The organism is Halomonas sp. 141, from assembly GCF_002810305.1.
In the GTDB taxonomy this organism is placed as follows: Bacteria; Pseudomonadota; Gammaproteobacteria; order Pseudomonadales; family Halomonadaceae; genus Vreelandella; species Vreelandella stevensii.
Map to the genome: position 1 here is coordinate 1 of NZ_PINZ01000082.1, position 3882 is coordinate 3882.

Here is a 3882-nt window from a genome sequence, read left to right on the forward strand (position 1 = left end):
AGAAAGTGACCGTTGACGCGGTGAATATGCCGCCCTGAGTGCTTTAGCCGCTCAGAGACGAATTGATCAGCGGTTCCTTAAGGTTCTCACATTTGATATTCCCTTTTACGAGAATTATCATTTAAGAGAAATTGTGATTCTATCGTGCTGCGCGTGCGGCTCGGCCACTCAATAGCCATCAACGAGATATAACTCCATGTCCAATTCAATCGAACGTATCCCCAGCGATTTGCCCTTCCCATTCTCCCGTGCCGTTCGCGTGGGAGGTTTCCTGATGCTTTCAGGCCAGATTCCCATGACTGCTGAAGGCGAAGTCGTCAAAGGCAGTATCGAAGAGCAAACCGAAGCGGTCATGACCCGTATCGGCGAGTCCCTTGAACACTGTGGTGCAAGTTTTGCGCAGGTCGTTAAAGCGACCGTCTGGCTGTCGGACATGAAGCACTTTGCGGGCTTCAACGAAGTCTACAAACGCTATTTCGAAGCAGGTCTGCCGGTTCGCTCCACCGTGACAGCAGGCCTAGCACTGGGCGTTGATGTCGAAGTAGAAGTGCAAGCCTGGGTCGGTGAAGCCTGATTCAGCCAGCTAACTGGCACACATAAATAAGAAACTGAGGATTTGGCACCATGAAAGATGTATTGAAAATCGCGGGCGCTTTTGTCGGATTTCTGGTTGGAGCAGGCTTTGCTTCAGGCCAGGAGCTGCTTCAATTCTTTGTTAGCTTCGGCGTTTGGGGGCTGGCAGGTGTCGCGCTGAGTACTGCCGCTTTTATCTTCCTGGGCATGACTCTGGCGAATCTGGGTAGCGAGCTTCAAGCGACTTCTCACAAGGAAGTTGTACGGGCTATCTGTGGCCCCTGGCTTAGCAAACCCATCGATTTGCTGATGACATTTTTCATGCTTGCCATCGCCGTAGTGATGCTGGCCGGTGCCGGCGCACTGCTGGAACAAAAGCTGGGCCTGCCTGTAGCCTGGGGCAGCGCGCTGGTGACTCTGCTGGTAATTGCAGCCACCTGTCTCAAACTGAAAAAAGTGCTCACGCTGATCAGCAGCATCACTCCTCTGCTGATTCTGGTGGCACTCGGCATCGCGATCTACGCACTGGCAACCCGAGAAACCGACCTGACGACACTGAACCAGTTGGCACTCGACCAAAACGCAGCCACCAGCCATTGGGCACTGGGCGCCATGCTGTACGTTTCGTATAACATCTTCGGCTGCGTCGCGATTCTTGCCATCTCCAGCGGTGCTGCAAAAGACCGCCGCAAAGCAACCTGGGGCGGTATTCTTGGCGGCATTACCCTGGGTGCGCTGATGATGACGATCAGTCTAGCCATGCTGTCGCGCCTGGACAGTCTGGTTGATACGCCTATGCCGATGCTGGCTTTAGCACTAGAGGTTTCCCCTGCGCTTTCCTCGCTGGTGTCGATCGTCATTCTGCTGATGATTTTCAATACCGCAGTGGGCTGCCTCTACTCTTTTTCATCCCGATTTTTGCAGGCCGATACCACGTCTTTCCGCGTTGGATCCTTAATAGCGGGCATCATTGCCTATGCCTGCAGCATGTTTGGATTTGTCAGTCTGGTCGGCATGGTGTATCCCGTGTTCGGCTATATCGGGTTCATCCTGATTACCGCAATAACCGTTGCCTGGGTGCGCCAACGCATGAAGCACAGCCACAAGGCACAAACTGCACGAGCCCAATAAGAAGTTAATGGATTTATGGCACGTGAGATTCTGATTCTGGGTGCTGGCATGGTCGGAGTATCCGTTGCCTAGCACCTACAGCAGAGAGGCCATAAGGTCACATTGGGGGATCGCAAAGCACCTGGGTGCGAGACCTCCTCTGGCAATGCCGGGCTGATTCAACGAGAAGTCGTCTTTTCTTGCTCCTACGCCTAAGCTCAGAGGCGTTTGACGCGGTGACGTTTTTTGCGGCAGCAAAAATCGGCAACGGGTCAAACGTCCTTTGCAGCGCATTGTTAGATTTATTTCTCAATTAACGCGGTGAAACCCAGTGGGCCATAGGTGGCATCTACTTGTATTATTGAAAATTCACCTTCAATCCTGTGGAAACCTCTCGTGCCCAAATCAAGCTGCAAAGCACTGGAGCTGAGGTAAGCATTCCAACAGCCCCCAAGATTAAAACCGCTTGGCCCAGAGTCCTTGCCACCCGAGTCGCGTGCTACGCGATACACTCGGCCAGGCACAGCAAGAAAACGAACACTGGCGGCTGGTGAGGTGATGATGGAAAAGCCCCGCATCGTAGAAGCCAAGGAAATTCTGCGCCAATCAACTCAAGGCCGCACGCAGCCATTTATTGTGCGTGATGTCATGGATGAACAGTACGTGGTCAAAGGCATCAATGGCGTTGGCCAGCCGTCATTGGTCGCTGAGCTTATTTGCGCTGAATTGGCACGGCGGTGTGAATTACCCATCGCTGAGTACGCTTTGATGCGATTTCCGGCAGGCATGCTAGATTTTTCCATGGAACCTCGCGCCGACGACCTGAAGGGTGGGCTGGCATTTGCCTCCAAGGTCGCTTCGCATAGTCAGGATCTGCTTTTTTCACAAATCTCAGAAGTCGATGAAGTGACACAGCAGCGGCTTTTGCTATTCGATATGTGGGTTAACAATGAGGATCGTCGCCTGAGCGCTCAAGGTGGCAACGTCAACCTGCTATGGAGCTCAATGAGCGGTTTGGTGGTGATTGATCATAATCTAGCTTTCGATCCTATCGACGCTAACGGCGATTTTGAAAATCATGTATTTAGCCATCAGCGTGCCTGTTTTGCGGACCTGGAGGTGCGGGCACGCCACGAGGCGGTGCTTGACGCGGCCCTGAACGATTGGGATATGATCATTGATTCGATTCCTCTAGAGTGGATCTATTACGACATAGACGATGCCACCTCAGAGATATATCCCTCACTGGCAGAGCGCTTCAATCTATTAGCACGGTTACGCGACCCTTCCTTTTGGAGCCTGATATGAGCGCCATTATTTGTAATTATGCAGTGCTGCGCTTTCAACCCTACCTGGACACGGGCGAGTTCGCGAACCTGGGAGTCATCATGCTCTGCAATAACGGTGTGTTCCTGCAACGCGTTGAAACCGTTGCTCGAAAACGCATCACACAATTTTTCGATAAACTGCCAGCGAAAGTGTTTACTCAGGCACGCCAACATTTCGTCACAGAGCTCAAAAGGACGGTTGATCTAGCCAATCAACACCAAGCCCAACCTGAGGTGCAGCTGCGCATTTTCAAAGATTTGATAGAGCCTCGTGAAGCCATGTTTCGCTTTAGCAGGCCTGGCACGCTAGCCGCAAAGGATCCACAAGCAGCGCTAGATGAACTATTCAACCGCTATGTTCATCATGATTTTAAGCACGTAGCATCACCAGAAGAGCAGCTCACCAAAGATGTCACGCAATGGCTAAAATCGTTGAACCGTCATTACACAGAGCAAACGCTAGGAAACGATATCGTGCGTGTAAAGTTGCCGTTTGTCTGGCAGGAAGGCGCGCACATACGGCAGGCCATTAAACCCATCAGCTTTGATTTGGATGATGCCAGCAAAATTATTGAGAAGGGCGATAAGTGGCTAGCGCATTTACGCCGCCTTAAAGCTTCTGGCCATAACCCTGACGATATGGTGTTTATTAGTCAGGCTCCGAAGGTACAAAAAGGTCCTAAATTGCACGCATATCGAGAGATCTGTCAAGAAATAGAGGGCGACTACTCAGCTCGGGTACTGCCAGAGCAACTGGGGCAGCACATCATTCTCAAGGCCGTTTCAACCCCATTTTCATCAGTCTTTGCGCGAGAAACCCCGCACTTCTAGTGCGGGGAGGGATAGCGCGTCGTCCGTCAGGACGACCCTG

Annotated in this window: 4 protein-coding genes and 1 pseudogene; all 5 read left to right on the plus strand. The window is 52.0% G+C overall.

Features of this window, described 5'->3' with window-relative positions; genetic code table 11:
• Positions 1–196 precede the first annotated feature (196 nt).
• The 5 genes and pseudogenes from CWI66_RS17205 (at position 197) to CWI66_RS17225 (ending at position 3842) form a co-directional block, all read left to right on the plus strand.
• Positions 197–574, plus strand: a complete 378-nt coding sequence (locus CWI66_RS17205) for a RidA family protein (protein ID WP_038483437.1) — start codon at positions 197–199, stop codon at positions 572–574.
• Between the two features lie 50 nt (positions 575–624).
• Positions 625–1704: a YkvI family membrane protein gene (locus CWI66_RS17210; RefSeq protein WP_100732351.1), complete on the plus strand. Its 1080-nt coding sequence runs from the start codon at positions 625–627 to the stop codon at positions 1702–1704.
• A 15-nt stretch (positions 1705–1719) separates the two neighbouring features.
• Positions 1720–1878, plus strand: a pseudogene (locus tag CWI66_RS18485) (FAD-dependent oxidoreductase); the annotation flags it as partial.
• 363 nt (positions 1879–2241) lie between these two features.
• Positions 2242–2991, plus strand: a complete 750-nt coding sequence (locus CWI66_RS17220) for a HipA family kinase (RefSeq protein WP_016916274.1) — start codon at positions 2242–2244, stop codon at positions 2989–2991.
• Positions 2988–3842: a DUF3037 domain-containing protein gene (locus tag CWI66_RS17225; RefSeq protein ID WP_100732352.1), complete on the plus strand. Its 855-nt coding sequence runs from the start codon at positions 2988–2990 to the stop codon at positions 3840–3842. The genes CWI66_RS17220 and CWI66_RS17225 overlap by 4 nt, the downstream gene beginning before the upstream one ends.
• Positions 3843–3882: the final 40 nt, after the last annotated feature.